This window comes from Hydrogenophaga sp. (genome assembly GCF_030373245.1).
Lineage (GTDB): Bacteria > Pseudomonadota > Gammaproteobacteria > Burkholderiales > Burkholderiaceae_C > Hydrogenophaga.
In genome coordinates this window covers 1-17,928 of sequence record NZ_JAUCZF010000008.1, presented here as the reverse complement: position 1 = coordinate 17,928, position 17,928 = coordinate 1, and the positions used below count along the sequence as shown (strand labels likewise).

Annotated in this window: 18 protein-coding genes and 3 tRNA genes; 14 read left to right on the top strand and 7 right to left on the bottom strand. The window is 65.2% G+C overall.

What is annotated here, in order from left to right:
- Position 1 precedes the first annotated feature (1 nt).
- Together QUV25_RS16460 and QUV25_RS16455 are read right to left on the bottom strand one after the other, a co-directional pair.
- On the bottom strand, positions 2-484 hold the full coding sequence (locus QUV25_RS16460; protein WP_300865551.1) for a CinA family protein: 483 nt from the start codon (positions 482-484) through the stop codon (positions 2-4).
- A 126-nt stretch (positions 485-610) separates the two neighbouring features.
- On the bottom strand, positions 611-1,159 hold the full coding sequence (locus tag QUV25_RS16455; protein ID WP_300865549.1) for a phosphatidylglycerophosphatase A: 549 nt from the start codon (positions 1,157-1,159) through the stop codon (positions 611-613).
- Positions 1,160-1,669: 510 nt separating this feature from the next.
- Between QUV25_RS16455 and QUV25_RS16450 the strand changes: the two genes are divergently transcribed.
- Complete coding sequence (locus QUV25_RS16450) at positions 1,670-3,535, top strand: AMP-binding protein (protein ID WP_300865547.1); 1,866 nt, start codon at positions 1,670-1,672, stop codon at positions 3,533-3,535.
- 142 nt (positions 3,536-3,677) lie between these two features.
- Here the strand turns inward: QUV25_RS16450 and thiL are convergent, their stop codons facing one another.
- The 3 genes from thiL to apaG form a co-directional block, all read right to left on the bottom strand.
- A complete protein-coding gene (thiL, locus tag QUV25_RS16445; RefSeq protein WP_300865545.1) occupies positions 3,678-4,658 on the bottom strand; it encodes a thiamine-phosphate kinase in 981 nt (326 codons plus the stop codon).
- A 111-nt stretch (positions 4,659-4,769) separates the two neighbouring features.
- Positions 4,770-6,977 carry a site-specific recombinase gene (locus tag QUV25_RS16440; RefSeq protein ID WP_300865543.1) on the bottom strand — a complete coding sequence of 736 codons (2,208 nt, stop codon included), beginning with the start codon at positions 6,975-6,977 and terminating at the stop codon, positions 4,770-4,772.
- Between the two features lie 65 nt (positions 6,978-7,042).
- A complete protein-coding gene (apaG, locus tag QUV25_RS16435) occupies positions 7,043-7,432 on the bottom strand; it encodes a Co2+/Mg2+ efflux protein ApaG (RefSeq protein ID WP_300865542.1) in 390 nt (129 codons plus the stop codon).
- A 110-nt stretch (positions 7,433-7,542) separates the two neighbouring features.
- Here apaG and rpe point away from each other — a divergent pair, with 110 nt between their 5' ends.
- Positions 7,543-8,226, top strand: a complete 684-nt coding sequence (gene rpe, locus QUV25_RS16430; RefSeq protein WP_300865541.1) for a ribulose-phosphate 3-epimerase — start codon at positions 7,543-7,545, stop codon at positions 8,224-8,226.
- Positions 8,227-8,236: 10 nt separating this feature from the next.
- On the opposite strand, the gene QUV25_RS16425 is transcribed toward rpe, so the two are convergent.
- Positions 8,237-8,665 (bottom strand): DsrE family protein, encoded by a 429-nt coding sequence (locus QUV25_RS16425; RefSeq protein ID WP_300865540.1) that lies wholly within the window; start codon positions 8,663-8,665, stop codon positions 8,237-8,239.
- Between the two features lie 44 nt (positions 8,666-8,709).
- On the opposite strand from QUV25_RS16425, the gene gph reads away from it, so the two are divergent.
- Positions 8,710-9,438 carry a phosphoglycolate phosphatase gene (gene gph, locus QUV25_RS16420; protein WP_300865538.1) on the top strand — a complete coding sequence of 243 codons (729 nt, stop codon included), beginning with the start codon at positions 8,710-8,712 and terminating at the stop codon, positions 9,436-9,438.
- A gap of 14 nt (positions 9,439-9,452) precedes the next feature.
- On the opposite strand, the gene QUV25_RS16415 is transcribed toward gph, so the two are convergent.
- Positions 9,453-10,061, bottom strand: coding sequence for a chalcone isomerase family protein (locus tag QUV25_RS16415; protein WP_300865537.1), 609 nt, complete (start codon positions 10,059-10,061; stop codon positions 9,453-9,455).
- 432 nt (positions 10,062-10,493) lie between these two features.
- Between QUV25_RS16415 and trpE the strand changes: the two genes are divergently transcribed.
- From trpE to QUV25_RS16360, 11 genes are all read left to right on the top strand, one after another.
- A complete protein-coding gene (trpE, locus tag QUV25_RS16410) occupies positions 10,494-11,993 on the top strand; it encodes an anthranilate synthase component I (RefSeq protein ID WP_300865535.1) in 1,500 nt (499 codons plus the stop codon).
- Positions 11,994-12,100: 107 nt separating this feature from the next.
- Positions 12,101-12,682 carry an aminodeoxychorismate/anthranilate synthase component II gene (locus tag QUV25_RS16405; protein ID WP_300865745.1) on the top strand — a complete coding sequence of 194 codons (582 nt, stop codon included), beginning with the start codon at positions 12,101-12,103 and terminating at the stop codon, positions 12,680-12,682.
- 129 nt (positions 12,683-12,811) lie between these two features.
- Positions 12,812-13,882, top strand: coding sequence for a low-specificity L-threonine aldolase (gene ltaE / locus QUV25_RS16400; RefSeq protein ID WP_300865533.1), 1,071 nt, complete (start codon positions 12,812-12,814; stop codon positions 13,880-13,882).
- Positions 13,883-13,900: 18 nt separating this feature from the next.
- Positions 13,901-14,554 carry a LysE family translocator gene (locus QUV25_RS16395; RefSeq protein WP_300865531.1) on the top strand — a complete coding sequence of 218 codons (654 nt, stop codon included), beginning with the start codon at positions 13,901-13,903 and terminating at the stop codon, positions 14,552-14,554.
- A 13-nt stretch (positions 14,555-14,567) separates the two neighbouring features.
- Positions 14,568-15,635 (top strand): anthranilate phosphoribosyltransferase, encoded by a 1,068-nt coding sequence (gene trpD / locus QUV25_RS16390; RefSeq protein WP_300865529.1) that lies wholly within the window; start codon positions 14,568-14,570, stop codon positions 15,633-15,635.
- Positions 15,636-15,638: 3 nt separating this feature from the next.
- A complete protein-coding gene (locus tag QUV25_RS16385; RefSeq protein WP_300865528.1) occupies positions 15,639-15,815 on the top strand; it encodes a hypothetical protein in 177 nt (58 codons plus the stop codon).
- On the top strand, positions 15,808-16,608 hold the full coding sequence (trpC, locus tag QUV25_RS16380; RefSeq protein ID WP_300865527.1) for an indole-3-glycerol phosphate synthase TrpC: 801 nt from the start codon (positions 15,808-15,810) through the stop codon (positions 16,606-16,608). Before QUV25_RS16385 ends, trpC begins: the two co-directional genes overlap by 8 nt.
- A gap of 31 nt (positions 16,609-16,639) precedes the next feature.
- Entirely contained in the window at positions 16,640-17,356 is a 717-nt protein-coding gene (locus QUV25_RS16375; protein WP_300865526.1) for a uracil-DNA glycosylase, read from the top strand.
- A gap of 66 nt (positions 17,357-17,422) precedes the next feature.
- Positions 17,423-17,508 (top strand) — tRNA-Tyr (locus tag QUV25_RS16370).
- A gap of 75 nt (positions 17,509-17,583) precedes the next feature.
- Positions 17,584-17,657, top strand: a tRNA-Gly gene (locus tag QUV25_RS16365).
- A gap of 91 nt (positions 17,658-17,748) precedes the next feature.
- A tRNA-Thr gene (locus tag QUV25_RS16360) sits at positions 17,749-17,823 on the top strand.
- The last annotated feature ends 105 nt before the right edge of the window (positions 17,824-17,928 follow it).

The following is a 17,928-nucleotide window of genomic DNA, read 5'->3' as shown; positions in this document are numbered from 1 at the left end:
CTCACAGCCGCTGCAGCAACCCCGCCAGCGCACGCTGGACCGTGGCCCGACGGACCGCGGTGCGGTCGCCCGGGAACCGGTGGTGTTCAGCCTGCACGCCATGGGGCGTTGCCCAGGCCAGCCACACCGTGCCGACCGGCTTGTCGACGCTGCCTCCGGTGGGGCCGGCCACGCCCGTCACGGCGACCGCCCACTGTGCCCGCGAATGGACCAACGCCCCTGCGGCCATGGCACGAGCCACCGCATCACTCACCGCTCCCTGGTCCTTGATCAGGGCCGCTGGCACGTCGAGCAACTCGGTTTTGGCCGCATTGGAATAGGTGACGAAGCCGCGCTCGAACCAGTCGCTGGACCCACTGATCTCGGTGCACGCTCCCGCGATCAGGCCGCCGGTGCAGCTCTCTGCCGAGGCCATCATCTGGCCGCGTGCCTTGAGTGAGGACGCAAGCTGGTCAACGATTTCGGTGAGGGATGGCTTGTTCATAAAAGCGATGGTCGGTGAGTGTGGGGTGTGGCCCAGAACACCGCGCAACTGGCTTGGCCAGGCCGCAGGTGTTGCCCCTTGAGGGGCGGAGCGACTGCGCGCAGCGAGCAAGCGATGGGGGCGGGTTCAATACCTCCAGAGGGCGATCACCAGCAGTGTGCAGCCCGCCGCGGCAAAGTCGTCGAGCAGGATGCCGAAGCCGCCGCGCGGACCAAAGCCTTTGAAACGCTGGTCGGCCCAGGCCATGGGACCGATCTTCACCGCGTCAAAAAACCGGAACAGCCCGAACGCCAAGGCCTGACCCAGCAAGCCGGTTGGCGACACCAGCCAGAGCACGAGCCAGAAGGCGATGATTTCGTCCCACACGATGTGGCCGGAGTCGGCGATGCGCATGTGGCGCGCGGTCACCGTGCAGGCCCACCAGCCCACCAGGGTGCCGGTGGCGATCAATATCCCCCAGGCGGTGTCGCTCATCACCGGCTGCAGGATCACAAAGGCGGCCCAGGCCCACAACGTGCCGGCGGTGCCGGGTGCCAGGCGCGACAGACCCGAACCCGCGCCAAGGGCGATGAAGTGCGCCGGGTGCGCCAGCAGAAACGCCCAGCCTGGGTGCGCGATCGCGGCGGAATTCAGGGCGGGTTCGCTGGCAGCGGGCAGAGTGGGGTCGGTGACCATGCTTCGCATTATGGAGTCGCCTCTGCGGGCGGCATTCCTTTCCGTGGGGTGGCGCGCACCTCATTGCCCTTGCCTCTTGTGTTGACTCCGGCCCTCGCAAGATGTCGCGGTGCGGACGCTGTTTGACCGGTTGGTCGGGCGACGGTGGCTGGTGGGCAACACGGTGCAGATCCTGGGGCACCTTTTGTATTGAGTCCGACCTTGGTGCAAAGGTCTCATATCGACCCGCAGCAGAAGTTCGCCCACGAAACGGCAATGCCTGTCTGGCGGGAGGGGGCGATGACTAGAAAACCCCGCCGCACTCAATCTCGTGGCCACCAGTGATCATTGAAATCCACAACAATGGATCAGGAGGCCACCCTCTGGCCAGACAAGTGATGACATCACCCGGCGTTTAGGGGTGCCGTGCACCGATCTGAGGCCCCTTGGTGGGCACGAACCAAGGGTATTCCGTCGGGAGTCCTGAATCAATCCTGTCACCATGGCACACCAACCCAACACGAGCGTGCCATGGCGACCTTCAACGAATTTCCAATCCGCACACTCGACGAGTTAAGGCAGTTCGAAGCCGCCATGACGCTGGAACAGCGTTTGCCCGAGCGCAGTGTGCTCGACGTTTTCATTGGCTCCGTCGCGCGTCAGCCCGAGCGCACCGCCGTGACCATGATCATGACTGGCGCCCCAGACGAACAGCCCCGCCGCGTCAACTACGCCCAGTTGTTGGGCATGGTGCGGCGCTCGGCCAACATGTTTCACAGCCTGGGCGGACCCCGCCCGGGCGTGGCCTACATGCTGCCCAGCCTGATCGAGACGCACGCCACGCTGTGGGGCGCCGAGACGGCTGGTTATGCAGTACCGATCAATTTCCTGCTGCAGATCGAGCACATCGCCGCATTGCTTGAAGCGTCTGACTCGCGCATTCTGGTGGCCCTGGGGCCACACCCGGTGTTGGACATCTGGCAAAAGGCCTTGGCTTTGCGGGAGCGCTTGCCCGGTCTCACGCTGATCCGCGTGGCGCCGCCCGGCACACCGGCCGTTGAGCGCGTGATCGACTTTCACACCGCGCTGGCGGCGCAACCGGAAGACCATCTGGTCTTCGGCGAACCCGGCAAAGACGACGACGTGGCGGCCTACTTTCACACCGGCGGCACCACCGGCACACCCAAGCTGGTTGCCCATACCCACCGGGGGCAACTCACCGCCGCGTTTGGCGGTGCGGCCATGGGCAACTACCGGTCCGATGATGTTTTCACCGGCACCTTCCCGCTCTTCCACGTGGCCGGCACGATCGCTTGTGGGTTGGGCGTGTTCCTGGCGGGCATGGAGCTGCTGGTGATGTCACCGGGTGGTCTGCGTACGCCCGCGATGGTGCAAGGGTTCTGGCGCCTGGTGGCGCAGTACAAGGCCACGCTGGTGGGGGGTGTGCCCACCTCGATGGGCGCCGTACTGGAGGTTCCGCTGGATGGCGCCGACATCAGCGCGGTGCGTGCCGGCGTCACCGGCGCAGCCCTGTTGCCGCCAGCGGTCGGCAACCGTTTCCGTCAGGTGACGGGTTGCAACCTGTACGAGGTCTACGGCATGACCGAGGCATCAGGCCTGATCGCTTACGACCCGTTTGCCGGCGCGAGCCAAGCGGGATCGGTGGGCTGGGCGCTGCCCTACACGCGCGTGGAGGTTCGCCGATTCGGCACCGACGGGCAACTGGGTGAGGTTTGCAAAAGGGGGGAGGTCGGCGTGGTCAGTGTGAGCGGGCCCCACGTGTCGCCGGGCTACCGCAACCCGTCGCACGACGCCGGCATCTTCGACAACGGCGTTCTCAACACCGGTGACCTGGGCTACACCGACGAACAGGGGCGCCTTTACATGGCCGGGCGCTCCAAAGACCTGATCATCCGCAGCGGCCACAACATCGACCCGGTGATGATCGAAAACGCCATGGCGGAGCACGCCGCCGTAGCGCTGGCCGCTGCGGTGGGCATGCCTGACGGATATGCGGGCGAATTGCCAGTATGCTTTCTCACCTTGCGCCCTGGCGCGCTTGTGAGTGATGCCGAGTTGCACGCCCACGCACAGCAACATATCGGCGAGCGCCCCGCTTGGCCCAAGCACTTCTACATTGTCGACGCCATCCCTGTGACATCGGTTGGCAAGATTTTCAAACCTGAGCTGCGCTGCCATGCCGCCGCGAGACTGGTCAGCACCGTACTGAGTGAAGAGCATCAGTTGCCGAATGCGCTTGTGGAGGTGAGCGCCGGCGGGACCAGGGGATTGATCGTCAACGTGACCTTGCCTGCCACCGCAGCCAGTGCCATGCCGACGATTAAGCAAGCGCTGGCCAGCTACCTGTTCGAGGCACGCATCGCGATCGCCAGTTGACGAGGCTGAACTGACTGAAAACACCTTCTGAAGCAGGCATTGGCCGGCCACCCAGCAAGGTCGGCATCTGGCCGACAGCGGACGGATCAGAAATTCTGGTCTGCGGGCACGGTGTTGGCCATCTTGCCCAGGCAGGATCGCCTCATCCGAAGTGGTCGAAGCTTTTGGCGCAGAAGGCCGCTGCCTGACCCGCCGCATCCAGCAAGCGAAGTCCCGGTGTGGCGCTGACCGTGCCGATGCGCGTCACGGCCGTGTCGCTGGCCAGCGCTGCCGCCTGCATCGCGCCGCGCGCTGACACCGGCGCGGTGAACAGCAGTTCGTAGTCATCCCCGCCTGCCAGCAGGCAGGTATGGCGTTCGGCTTCGTGAAGGGCGGCCAGGGCTGGCGCCAGCGGCAGGTCTGCGAGCCGCAGATCAGCGCCCACCCCGCTGGCCGCGAGGATGTGGCCGAGGTCGCCGGTCAGGCCGTCGCTCAGGTCCAGCGCGGCGTGGGCCACGCCGGCAAGGCCCTGGGCCAGTGCCAGCCGGGGCGTTGGGCGTTCCAGCCGCGCGCGCAGGTCGGTGGGCAGTTCGGGGCCGATGGCATCTCGCGCCCAGGGCGTGCCCAGCAGCCATTCGAGCGCCAGCCGGGCCTCGCCGGTGCGGCCGCTCAGGTAGATGTCGTCGCCCGCCTGCGCCGCGTCTCGTCGCAGGGCGCGGCCAGGCGACACCTCGCCGAAGACGGTGATGCAAATGTTCAGCGGGCCGCGCGTGGTGTCGCCGCCCACCAGCGGGCAGGCGTGCGCATCGGCCAGCGCGAACAGGCCGCGCGCAAAGGCGGCGAGCCAGGCGTCGTCGGCCTTTGGAAGCGACAGCGCGAGGGTGAAACCCAGCGGCCGCGCGCCCATGGCGGCCAGGTCGCTCAGGTTCACCGCCAGGGATTTGTGGCCCAGCGAGGCGGTATCGGCATCGGGGAAAAAGTGCCGACCTTCGACCAGCATATCGCTGGAGATGGCCAGCTGGCGGCCGGCGGTGGGCTGCAGCAGCGCACAGTCATCGCCAATGCCCAGCAGCAGCTGCGGCAGCTCGGTCGTTTGCGGTCGCTTGAAATGGCGGGCAATCAGGTCGAACTCGCCGCTGCTCACTGGGAGAACTCCTTGGCTTGGGCGTGCGGCGGCGAGATGGCCGGGCTCACTGGACTGTCTTCCGTGCTGCGCATTGCGGGGCTTAGCGCTTTCGGAGCGGCCGCGCGTCGCTCATGGCCGGGACTCGCCGACGCCACTGTCGGATTCAAGGGGTCCGGCCTGGGTCCAGGATTCTTGGCCCATGTCACGTTCCCGGTCTGTGCGCTCCAGGTAGGCTTCGGCCCAGCGGCGGCTCTCCTCGTCCAGAACCTCGCGCTCGCTGCTGTGCTGCCACGCGGCCTCGATGTCGCTGACGTCTTCGGTCTCTGCTTCCACCCCGGTGCGAGGCGGCAAGAAGAAGCTCAGTGGGTGGCTGCGAAGGCGCCGCCGCATGGCCATCTGGATCAGGCCGCGGTTCACCTCGCCGACCCCCTGGGCCTTGAGGGCAAGCCGGAAAGCCAAGTAGAAGCTCACCAGCAGGTTGACGGGCCCGATCACTGCCACACCGGCCACCGCCCACCAGAAATCTGGCCGGCTCAGCACCTCGGGGCCAACGGCCGCGGCGGCCGCGGCCAACTGGCCGGCCGCCAGCGTCACATGCCGGATGTCAAGCCCCAGGCCGAAGAAGTGGGCAAAAGCCGGCACCAGTCCCAGCATCAGGCCCAGCGAGATGTTGGCGGCCAGGCCCGAGATGTTGTCCCGGAAAAAGCGCGCCCAGCGTGCTGCGCGCTCGCGACCGAGTGTGCGTGTGAAGCGCGGGTTGTGGCGGATCGCCGAATCCAGCCGGTAGTAGACAAACCAGTTCTCGACCCAGCCGGCAATGATGCTGGAGGCAAACAGCAGCACGCCGGTGAGGGCTGCAAACAGGACGCTGGGACCCAGCAGGTTCAGGCTGTGGATCACGTAGTCGGCCTTCTCGGGACCGATCATGTGGTGCCCCTGCACCGTGGCCATCAGCACACTGATCAGCAGCACCACCGGGATCACCAGTCCCACGTTGCCCAGGATGGACGCAATCTGGGAACGAAAGAGGTTGGCCACCTCGTCGACGAAGGCGCGCACAGCACCTGGTTTGCGGATTTCCTTGAGTCTGGCTGCCATGGCCGGCGCCGTCACGGCGGGCTGTTTGGTGGCCACGGTGAAGTGCAGCAGCTGGATCAGGACGAACGATATGGCGTAGTTGAGGCCGGCGGCGAAACCGCCCCAGAACGCGGAAAGGGCCAGTGCCGTCACGCCGAATTTGGCCCAGGTGGTCAGGCCCAGCAGGGCGCCGCCGCCCGCCGCCATGCCCAGCATCTGCCGGTATTCGGCGGCGTTGCGGGTGATGTACCGGTCGCCGGTCTCGGCGCTGCGTTCGGCGACCTTGGCTGCTGTCAGACCGGAGCTGTTGGCGACGAGCGCCCGGATGCTGCGGTTGTCCAGGCCCAGCTGAACCATGTCGGCCAGCAAGGCGGCGGTCGCTCGGTCAGGTTGCTCGGACAGCAGGCAGTCGAGCAACTGGTGGATGCGCGTCACCCGCTCCGACAGCTGGCGCAGGCGGAACACGATGCCGACCGACACGCCGTGTTCTTCCAGGTGGGCATAGACGGTTTCCGCGGCCACCTGGCAGACGCCCAGCTGGTTTTTGAGCTTTTCCGCTTCGTAGCGCGCCTGCCCGCTGCGGGGACCGTGTCGCAGGGCGCTGCGGCGCAGAGCTTCGGCCTGCACGGGCAAGGCATGAAAGGCGCGTCGGGCCTGCTCTTCGTGGCTCATTCGAACCCGGATTTCGCTGGCAAAGCCGGTGGCGCTGACCTGGCCGACAGAAAACACCAGTGCGTCCAGCAAGGCGTTCTGCCAGGCTGTGCCAGGCTGTGCCTGGAGCGGTGCGCCGTCTTCGTTCGCTGGCTCGGGTGCAGTTGGTGGCAGCAGCAGTTGTTGGATTTTCTGCAGTGTTCGTGTGTCCAGTGCCTGCAGCCAGCGCACGTCGAAGCGACTGGGCAGCAGCAGGCCGAACAGGTCGCTCATGTCGTTGGTCTCGGGCGTGCCGGGCAACAGCTTGCGGCGCAGACGATGGCCCAGCTCGCTCAGGAAGGCCGTGCGGGGCGCGAAGCCGTGGTCAGCCAGCAGTGGCGTCACGTCCACCGCCTGCGTGAAACAAGCCCACCAGCGGTGCCAGCGTGCCAGCCAGGCCGTATCGTCTTGCACCGTTTCCAGCAGCTGTCGCACGCGGACCACGCTGTTCTGGGGGTCCACGCCGTCACCCCGAATCCAGCGCAGCATCTCGATCAGCCACAGGTGGCGTTCGGCCAGCGGCGCGTTCGGGTTCAAGGCATCAAGCAGTGTCTGCAGGTCAGGGCGCATGGAGGATCGGGCTCGGACCCGGTGCTGGTGTGCGGCGCCAAAGCTGCCACCGCAAACGTCGGTGGTCAGTGAAGCACGCGGCCGGGTGCTGGCGTGTCAGCCACGAGTGCGAACGGCAACACCGTGGCCTCGAACCGCTCACCATCCTCGGAGACACAGAAAAAACTGCCGCGCATCTGGCCGCTGGGCGAGCGCAGGCGCGTGCCGCTGGTGTATTGAAATGACTCCCCCGGGCGCAGCAGCGGCTGGTTGCCCACCACGCCCAAGCCCTTGACTTCTTCGCTGTGGCCCTCGGCTTCCTCGATGATCCAGTGCCGTGAAATCAGCTGCGCCGTCACTTCACCGGTGTTGGTGATGGTGACCGTGTAGGCGAAGGCGTACACATCTTCGTCGGGCGCGGACTGTTCGCCCAGGTAGTGGGGCTCCACCTCGCAGGTGAACTGGTATGTCGACATGGCCGGCATGTTACCTGTACCCGGTGAGCGGTGTGCAGAGCCCGCGGCTGGCCTGAGACAATGCCGGCATCGCCCCTGGGCCTTCTGTCTCCTGTTCTACCGGTTTCGACATGACCACCCCCTACCGCATTGCCCCCTCCATCCTCTCTGCCGACTTCGCCCGCCTGGGTGAGGAAGTTCGTGATGTCATTGCCGCTGGTGCTGACTGGATCCATTTCGACGTCATGGACAACCATTACGTGCCCAACCTCACCTTCGGCCCCATGGTGTGCCAGGCGCTCAAGCCGCATGCGAAAAAGCCGGATGGCACCGCGGTACCGATCGATGTGCACCTCATGATCCAGCCAGTGGATGCGCTCGCCGGGGCTTTTATCGATGCCGGCGCCGACCTGGTGAGCTTCCACCCCGACGCCAGCGCTCACGTGCACCGCAGCGTGCAGGCCATCAAGGCGCGCGGCTGCAAGGCTGGGCTCACGTTCAACCCCGCAGAGCCGCTGGATGTGCTGGACTGGTTGATCGACGACATCGATCTGATTCTGATCATGAGCGTCAACCCCGGCTTTGGCGGCCAGCGTTTCATCGACTCGGCGCTGCGCAAGATCGAGGCGGCGAGGAAGCGCATCGAGGTGTCGGGCCGCGACATCCGCCTGGAGGTGGATGGCGGCATCAAGGCCGACAACATCCGCCGCGCAGCAGATGCTGGCGCCGACACCTTTGTGGCGGGCAGCGCCATTTTCGGCGAGCCGGACTACCAAGGCGCGATCGGCGCCATGCGCGCCGCGCTCAGCGCCTGACGTGAGTCGCTCAGGGCTTGATGTAGGCGAACTGCTCGCGGAATTGCAGGGCACCGATGCGCGCCACGCCCGATGGGGTGAAATCGGCGTCGAGCGAGAACTGCTCTTTCTTCAGGTTGCGGTTCTTCAGCGTGATCTCGCACACCTCGAAACGCACACCACGGGCCTTGAGGGCGCTCACCAGCGCGTTGTAGTCGATGTTGGGGTTCTTCGGATCTTTGGCGTCGGCGAAAAGAAAATCCACACCGTTGGCGTGCGTCACCACCGTGATCTGCGTCTGAGGCGCCACGTCGAGGTGATTGCGGATGTTGCGCAAGCCCTTGGTGGCCTGGCTGGCGGCATCATCGATGTGATACACCACCTTGTCCTGGGCCATTGCCGCGGTGCTGATGACAACGCCGGCGATCAGCAGGCAAAAGGATTGCAAGAGTTTTTTCATGAAAGTCTCCTTCAGGGTTGGATGATGCGCGAAAGTAACACACCATGCTGAGTTCGGCTGGCCTTGACCTGCGGCCTTTGCGTGCCGCGATCATCGATCTCGATGGCACGATGGTCGATACCCTGGGAGATTTTGAGGTTGCGCTCAACCGCACCTTTGCCGATCTGACGCTGCCCGGTGTGAACCGGGCAGCGGTAGAGCGAACGGTGGGCAAAGGCTCGGAACACCTGATCCGCAGTCTGTTGGCCGAACAGCTGACCTTGCCCGCCGTGAGCGGCGTGGGAGAAGTCTGCCCGGCTCGCACGGTCGACGCGTTGTTCGAGCCAGCATGGCGACGCTATCAGCACCACTACCTCGCGATCAACGGCCAGTTCTCGGATGTCTTCCCCGGTGTGATCGAAGGCCTGGAGGGTTTGTTGGCGCGTGGCCTGCGGCTGGCCTGCCTCACCAACAAGCCGCTTGCTTTTGCACAAGACCTGTTGCAAGCCAAAGGCCTGGCCGGCTACTTTCTCCAGGTCTTTGGCGGCGACAGTTTTGAGCGCCGCAAGCCCGACCCCTTGCCCTTGCTCAAGACCTGCGAGGCAATGGGCATTGAGCCAGCGCGCACGCTGATGGTGGGCGACTCCCAGAACGACGCACTGGCTGCGCGCGCGGCTGGCTGCCCGGTGGCGCTCGTCACCTACGGCTACAACCACGGCGAACCGATCGAGCGTTCACCCCACGACAGGCTGGTGAACTCGCTTGCCGATTTGCTGATCGGCTTGCCGACCTGACCGACGCGGCGCGATCAGGGCGCTTTGCCCAGCAGCGCTTCCTTGAGCCGGAAATCGGCGGGCTTTTTGCCCAGCCAGATGCGCATCAGCGCATTGAAAAACTCGGGCTCCTTGAAAGGCTCTCCCTGTACGGCACCCTTGACGGTGAGCACGGTACCGGTGCCCGGCACCCAGTCGATCACAAACGTTTCGCCTTCCTTGAGCTGCTTGTGGTCGCTGAAGACCTGGCTCATGCGCATCACGCCTGGAATCAGCTTGGAGAAGGCGGCTCGGTCCATGTTGTCTTCCATGCCGCGCGAAAACAGCTTGCCGAGTTCGCCCGAATCGATGTCACGCAACATGGTGATGGCCAGCCGCTTGGGGCCTGGCGCGGCCAGCACCGCTTCCGGTGTGTCCGCCTTGGTGCTCAGGTACAGGCCGGCGGTGTAGACCTTGAACACCGCCTTGTAGCGAACGCCGGCGCCGTTGAGCACCAGCGGCGCGCCGGCCACGGTGGCGCGGTCCTCCAGCTTCACGCCGGCCAGTTCCACGGTGGCTCCGGCCGACAGCAAGGGGGTGAGCGCCAGCCCCAGGAGCAGCGAGGCGGTGACAAGGGGACGGCGCAGCGGGACGCGGAGTGACATGGTGAATCTCCAGGAAGGAACGGACGGTCGAGAGAAGGGGTGCGACACGTTGCGCATAAAAGCACGACCGTTCGCAAAACGCATTGTGGAGCTTTTGGTGGCGCTCGGCCATGGGGTTCCTCCCTAATCTGTTGACCGGCCGGCTGGCAGTTTTCGGCCTGCATGGGGTGGCTTTGCTACACTTTCGGACCATGTTCACACTCCGCACGAAGTCCGCACACGCTCTTGCGCGCCGCCCAGGCCGGGGAGCCTGGCCCTGGCGCAAGCCTGCGTAAACGTGCCTTCCTCTGGGGTGCGCGGCGGCAACGGCGATTTCAGCGCCCACCATCCGCCCGATCCCCGTCCCCGGCCCGGCAGCCCGACTGCCCGGCCCCCTTTGGCAAACGGTTCCGCGAGCTGCGTCGCAGCCCGGAGCCGACGGAGCGTCTGAACATGATCACTGAACTCGAATTCAAAAGCCTGGCCGGCCAGGGCTACAACCGCATTCCGCTGATGGCCGAGGCCTTCGCGGACCTGGAAACCCCGCTCTCTCTCTACCTCAAGCTGGCACATGGCAAGGGTGACGGCCAGCGTTCGTTCCTGCTGGAATCGGTGGTGGGCGGCGAGCGCTTCGGTCGCTACAGCTTCATCGGGCTGCCCGCGCGAACCTTGCTTCGCGCCAGCGGCTTTGGCGCCAACGCCAAGACCGAGGTGGTCACCGATGGTGTGGTGGTGGAAACCGCGGTGGGCAATCCGCTGGATTTCATCGCCGCTTACCAGCAGCGCTTCCAGGTCGCGCTGCGCCCAGGCCTGCCGCGGTTCTGTGGCGGCCTGGCTGGCTACTTCGGTTACGACGCGGTGCGCTACATCGAAAAGAAACTGGAAGACAGCTGCCCGCCCGACACCCTGGGTTGCCCCGACATCCTGCTGCTTCAGTGCGAAGAGCTGGCGGTGATCGACAACCTTTCGGGCAAGCTCTACCTGATCGTGTACGCCGATCCGGCGGCACCCGAGGCTTATGCCAACGCCAAGCGCCGCTTGCGTGAACTCAAGGACGCGCTGAAGTATTCGGTGAGCGCGCCGGTGGTCAAGGCCAGCCAGAGTCATCCCGCCGAACGCAGCTTCGCCAAGGCCGACTACCTGTCGGCGGTGGAGCGCGCCAAGGAGCTGATCGCCGCTGGCGAGTTCATGCAGGTGCAAGTGGGCCAGCGCATCAGCAAGCGCTTCACCGAAAGCCCGTTGTCCCTCTACCGGGCCTTGCGTTCTCTGAACCCGTCGCCCTACATGTACTACTACCACTTTGGTGACTTCCACGTGGTCGGGGCATCACCCGAGATCCTGGTGCGACAGGAAAAAACCCCTGAGGGCACCAAGATCACGATCCGGCCACTGGCCGGCACGCGCCCGCGTGGCGCATCGCCCGAAGCCGACAAGGTGATCGAGCAGGAATTGGTGAATGACCCCAAAGAGCGCGCCGAACATGTGATGCTGATCGACCTGGCGCGCAACGACATCGGGCGCATTGCGAAGATCGGGTCGGTCAAGGTGACCGAGGCCTTCGCGGTGGAGCGCTACAGCCACGTGATGCACATCGTGAGCAACGTCGAAGGCATCCTGAACGAGGGCATGACCAACATGGACGTGCTCAAAGCCACCTTCCCGGCCGGCACGCTGACCGGAGCACCCAAGGTGCACGCGATGGAGCTCATCGATCAGTTTGAACCCACCAAGCGCGGCATCTATGGAGGCGCTTGCGGCTACCTCAGCTACGCGGGCGACATGGACGTGGCGATCGCCATCCGCACCGGCATCATCAAGGACCAGACCCTGCACGTGCAGGCAGCCGCCGGTGTGGTGGCCGATTCGGTGCCGGAAATGGAGTGGCGCGAGACGGAACACAAGGCGCGCGCGCTGTTGCGGGCGGCGGAGCTGGTGGAAGAAGGGCTGGAGTGAGCACCATGAGCAAAGCCATTCACCAGATGAACGACGCTGATTCGCCCCAAGTCATCAATGCCCCGCTGGGCGGCAGCGAACCCAGCGGAGCAGGGGAGCTTGGCGGCATCAAGGTTTTGATGGTCGACAACTACGACTCGTTCACTTTCAACATCGTGCAGTACTTCGGCGAACTGGGTGCAGAGGTGACCGTTGTGCGCAACGACGAGATCACCGTCGATGAAATCCAGCGCAGGGTAGAGGCCGGCGAGGTGGATCGCCTGGTGATATCGCCCGGTCCTTGCTCGCCCAAAGAGGCGGGCGTGTCGGTGGCGGCGATCGAGCGCCTGGCGGGTCATGTGCCCATCCTCGGCGTCTGCCTGGGGCACCAGGCCATCGGAGCGGCCTTCGGCGGCCAGATCGTGCGGGCGCAGGAGCTCATGCATGGCAAGACCAGCGTCATCAGCACCACGCAAGAAGGGGTCTTTGCCCGGCTGCCAGCGAAGTTCCTGGTCAACCGATACCACTCGCTGTCCATCGCCCGAGAGGGTCTGCCCGACTGTCTGCAAGTGACCGCCTGGACCGACGATGGCGAAATCATGGGTGTGAAGCACAAGTCGCTGGACATTGAGGGCGTGCAGTTTCACCCGGAGAGCATCCTGACCGAGCACGGTCATGCGATGTTGAGAAACTTTTTGGTGCGGAAATGAAACTGCCTCGACGCCAATGCGCGGTTTCCCGTTTGCTCGACTTCGGCCAAAGGCAGAGGTGCCTGCTGCCCGGCCAGGCCAGTTCCGCGGTGCACCGCCTGGAGCACAGCGTTTCTGAAAGGCCCTTGGATGTTGGTTGATCTTCGCAGCGATACCGTCACGCAGCCGACCGCCGCCATGCGTGCTGCCATGATGAGCGCGCCGGTGGGCGATGACGTGTTTGGCGACGACCCGTCGGTCAACGCCTTGCAGGCGCACATTGCTTCCATCACCGGCAAGGAGGCGGCGCTGTTCATGCCCAGTGGCACGCAGAGCAACCTGTGCGCCATCCTGGCGCATTGCGCGCGGGGTGACGAGTACATCGTGGGTCAGAACGCGCACACCTACCGATATGAAGGAGGGGGCGCGGCGGTGTTCGGCAGCGTGCAGCCGCAGCCACTGAACCAGGACGCGCAAGGCTGCATGGCGCTGACCGATATCGAGGCGGCCATCAAACCCGACGACATGCATTTCGCACGCACCCGCCTGCTTTGCCTGGAAAACACCTGGAACGGTCATCCGATGACCGATGCTTACCTGGAGCCGGCCACCCAGCTGGCGCGAGACCGCGGCCTGGCCACCCACCTCGATGGTGCGCGGGTGTTCAACGCCGCTGTTGCCACCGCCGCGCCAGGTCAACGCAGCCTGGACCGTGTGCGCGAGATCGCCGACCTGTTCGACAGCCTATCGGTCTGTTTCAGCAAGGGGCTTGGCGCGCCTGTGGGATCGGCGCTGTGCGGCTCGCAGGCGCTGATCGAGCGCGCCCGGCGCATCCGCAAGATGGCCGGAGGTGGTCTGCGCCAGGCTGGGCTGCTGGCCGCCGCCGCCCACCACGCGCTGGACCACCATGTGGACCGCCTGGCCGACGATCACGCACTGGCCCAGCGCCTGGCCGAAGGACTGCAAGGCATCGAGGGCCTGACAGTGCGCTCCGCGCAGACCAACATCGTGTTCGTGGACGTGGCCGACAGCCGAGGCCCCGCGCTCCTGGACCACCTGAGGGCGGACGGCGTGCTGGCCACCGGCCTGATCGGTTTGAGGTTCGTGACCCATCTCGACGTGAATGCAGCCGGGATCGACCGCGCCATCGCATCTGTGCGCAGCTTCTTTGCGCGCCAACCGGTGGCCGCCACCCGTGCGCATGGCCACGGCCCTTACTGAACACGGCCTGGCCTTCGCATGCCCGACGCCGCCCAGTTGCTGATCTTCATCGCGGCAGGATGGCTGCTCAACCTCACGCCTGGCCCCGACGTGCTGTACATCGTGAGCCAGGCTGTGCGCAGCGGCGTGCGCGCGGGCGTCGTGGCCGCTCTGGGGATTGTGAGCGGCTGTTTTGTGCATGTGTTCGCTGCGGCACTGGGGGTTGGCGCACTGCTCGCCACCTCGGCCACTGCGTTCCTTCTGCTCAAATGGGCAGGCGCGGCCTATCTGGTGTGGATGGGGTTGAGACTGCTCTTGGCGCGCCCGGTTGCTGGCGTGGTCTCGCCCTCAACGGGATGGGTCACGCCGCTGCCCGCGAACCTGTGGCGCATTTACCGGCGCGGCTTTCTCACCAATGTGCTCAACCCCAAGGTGGCGCTGTTTTTCCTGGCGTTTGTGCCGCAGTTCATCGCGCCCGACGCGCCAGACAAGGTGGCGGTGTTTTTGCTGCTGGGCCTGCTCTTCAATATCAACTCGCTCCCGATCAACTTCGGTTACGCCTGGCTCGCCGGCTGGGCGTCGCGCCGCATGAGTGCGGCCTCGCGCGCCAGACGCTGGCTAGACCGCGCCGCTGGCGTGATGTTCATCGGCTTTGGCCTGCGCCTGGCCATGTCCGACAATCTCAAAGCTTAAGCAGGAGACTTTCATGCCCCATCGACACCAGATCACCCCGCAGGAGGCGCTGCAACGGACCATCGAGCACCGCGAGATCTTTCACGATGAGATGCTGCACCTGATGCGGCTCATCATGAGCGGCGAAATGTCGCCGGTGATGATGGCGGCGTTCATCACCGGCTTGCGGGTGAAGAAAGAAACCATCGGCGAGATCACGGCCGCAGCCCAGGTGATGCGCGAGTTCTCCACCAAGGTGCACGTGGCCGACAAGACCCACCTGGTGGACATCGTGGGCACGGGCGGAGACGGGTCGCACACCTTCAACATCTCTACCTGTTCGATGTTCGTCGCCGCCGCGGCCGGCGCCAAGGTGAGCAAGCACGGCGGGCGCAGCGTGTCCAGCAAGAGCGGCAGCGCGGATGTGCTGGAGAGCCTGGGCATCAACATCAACCTGTCGCCCGAGGCGATCGCGCGCTGCATCGAGGAAGTGGGCGTGGGCTTCATGTTCGCGCCCAACCACCACCCAGCCATGAAAAACGTGGCGCCGATCCGCCGCGAGCTGGGCATGAAGACCATCTTCAACATCCTGGGCCCGCTGACCAACCCGGCCTCGGCGCCCAACATCCTGATGGGCGTGTTCCACCCCGACCTGGTGGGCATCCAGGTGCGTGCCTTGCAGCGCCTGGGCGCAGAACACGCGGTGGTGGTCTACGGCCGCGACGGCATGGACGAGGTTTCGCTGGGGGCAGCGACCATGGTGGGCGAGCTCAAGGGCGGCGAGATCAACGAGTACGAAATCCACCCGGAAGACTTTGGCCTGACCATGGCGAGCAACCGCGCTTTGCGCGTGGAGACGCCCGAAGAGTCCCGCGCCATGCTGATGGCGGTGCTGGAGCAGCCGGAGGACCCGGCCATTCGAGCGGCGCGCGACATCGTGGCATTCAACGCCGGCGTTGCCCTCTACGCGGCCAATGTCTGTGACGACATGGCGCAGGGCATTGTGCTGGCGCAGCGCGCGCTGGAGTCGGGCGCAGCGGCGAAGACGCTGCGCGCTTTCGCCAATTTCACCCAGTCCGTCACCGCGGGCACCGGCCCCTGAGCCATGAGCCTGCCGGTCTGGCTGCAGAACGACGGCGCCTGGATCGCCATCGGCATTTCGGTTCTGTTTGTGCTGGCCGGGGTGGTGATGCACAGCGTGTTCCTGAACATCCTCAAGCAACCGCCCGGCGACCTTCCTTCGCCGTTGGCCCCTCCGAACGAGTCCCGACCCCATGAATGACATCCTGCAAAAGATCGTTGCCGTCAAACACGAAGAGATCGCCGCGGCCCGCAAGAAGAAGCCGCTGGAGCTGGTGCGCCAGGACGCCGAGAGCCGGTTGCTGACGCGCGATTTCGAAGGTGCGCTGCGGGCCAAGATCGCGGGCGGCCAGGCGGCGGTGATTGCGGAAATCAAGAAGGCCAGCCCGAGCAAGGGCGTGCTGCGCGCGGAGTTCATCCCGGCCGATATTGCGCAGAGCTACGCCGAGGGCGATGGCGTCACCAGTGCGGCCTGCCTGTCGGTGCTCACCGATCGTCAGTTTTTCCAGGGCAGCCCGGACTTTCTCAAGCAGGCCCGTGCCAGCTGTGACTTGCCGGTGCTGCGCAAAGACTTCATGGTCGACCCCTATCAGGTCTACGAGGCCCGGTCCATGGGAGCGGACGCCATTCTGCTGATTGCGGCCTGTCTGAACGACGCGCAGATGGCCGACCTGGAGGCGCAGGCGCAGGCGCTGGATATGGCGGTGCTGGTCGAGGTGCACGATAAGGCCGAGCTGCACCGCGCACTTCAACTGAAAACGCCGCTGGTCGGTATCAACAACCGCAACCTGCGCACTTTTGAAGTCAGCCTGCAGACCACGCTTGACCTGATGGCCGAGGTGCCCGCCGACCGCCTGCTCATCACCGAGTCCGGCATTCTGCTGCGCGAAGACGTGGCCCGCATGCGGACGGCCAACGTACACGCATTCCTCGTGGGCGAGGCCTTCATGCGCGCACCCGACCCAGGCCTGGCGCTGGCCGAGCTGTTTGGCTGAGCGCGCACCGGTGCAGGCGAGTCTGAGCGGCATGGCTTTGGACTTGACGCGCGAACTTGCGTGGGGCTATGCCGACCCGGCCCGCTGGGCGGTGCAACCTGACTGGGCGCAACTGGTCGGTGAGTTCTGGCGTGGAGCCGCCGGGACGCGGCTGCAGGCGTTTTTGGCCCAGCGCCTGGCCGCGGGCGCGGTGATCTACCCACCCGAGCCGCTGCGCGCTCTGGCGCTCACGCCGCTGGATCGTGTGCGGGTCGTGATCCTGGGCCAGGATCCCTACCACGGGCCGGGGCAGGCCGAGGGTCTGGCGTTCTCGGTTGCGCCTGGGGTCAGGCTGCCGCCCAGCCTTCGCAACCTGTTCAAGGAGCTGCAGCGGGACCTCGGGCGACCCATCCCAGTCAATGGCTCGTTGCAGCCTTGGACCGAGCAGGGCGTGCTGCTGCTCAACACCTGCCTGAGCGTGGAAGACGGTGCACCCGCCAGTCACGCCGGACAAGGTTGGGAAGTGCTCACTGACGCCATAGTTCAGCGCTGCGGTGATGATCCCTCGCCGAAGGTCTTTATGCTGTGGGGGGCCCACGCCCAGAAAAAACGGGCCTTGGTCGATGCCGAGCGCCACCTGGTGTTGTGCGCCAATCACCCATCGCCCCTGTCAGCCATGCGCCCTCCCGTGCCGTTTCTCGGTTGTGGCCATTTCGGCAAAGCCGCGCGCTGGCTGGCTTCCCAGGGGCAGGATGCACCCTGTTGGTGAGGGTCCGAGCGTCCAATCCACTGGCGGAGATCCACAAAACCATGGCATAATATTGGGCTGCATTGCGGAGGGGTGGCCGAGTGGTTAAAGGCAGCAGACTGTAAATCTGCCCGCTTACGCGTACGCTGGTTCGAATCCAGCCTCCTCCACCAGCGGCTCAGGCGATGCGCGATCGACTGAGATCAGAGCGTTTCAGGTGTGCCGGGCCATTCCCGTTGCGCCTCTGTGCGGGAGTAGTTCAATGGTAGAACCCCAGCCTTCCAAGCTGATGACGCGGGTTCGATTCCCGTCTCCCGCTCCATGTTCTGTGGTGGTGCGCGTATCGATTGGGTTGTTGGCCTGACGGTGTTTGAGAAGTTTCTGAGGAGGCGTCCATGTGGGCGGCTGCCTTGGCCCTTGTGGCTCAGTGGTAGAGCACTCCCTTGGTAAGGGAGAGGTCGCGGGTCCGATTCCCGCCAAGGGCACCAGTTTTTTTTGTGTTCTGGTGTTTTCGGCAATTTTGATTTTGGAGCTGAAGAATGGCAAAAGAGAAATTTGAGCGGACCAAGCCGCACGTGAACGTGGGCACGATT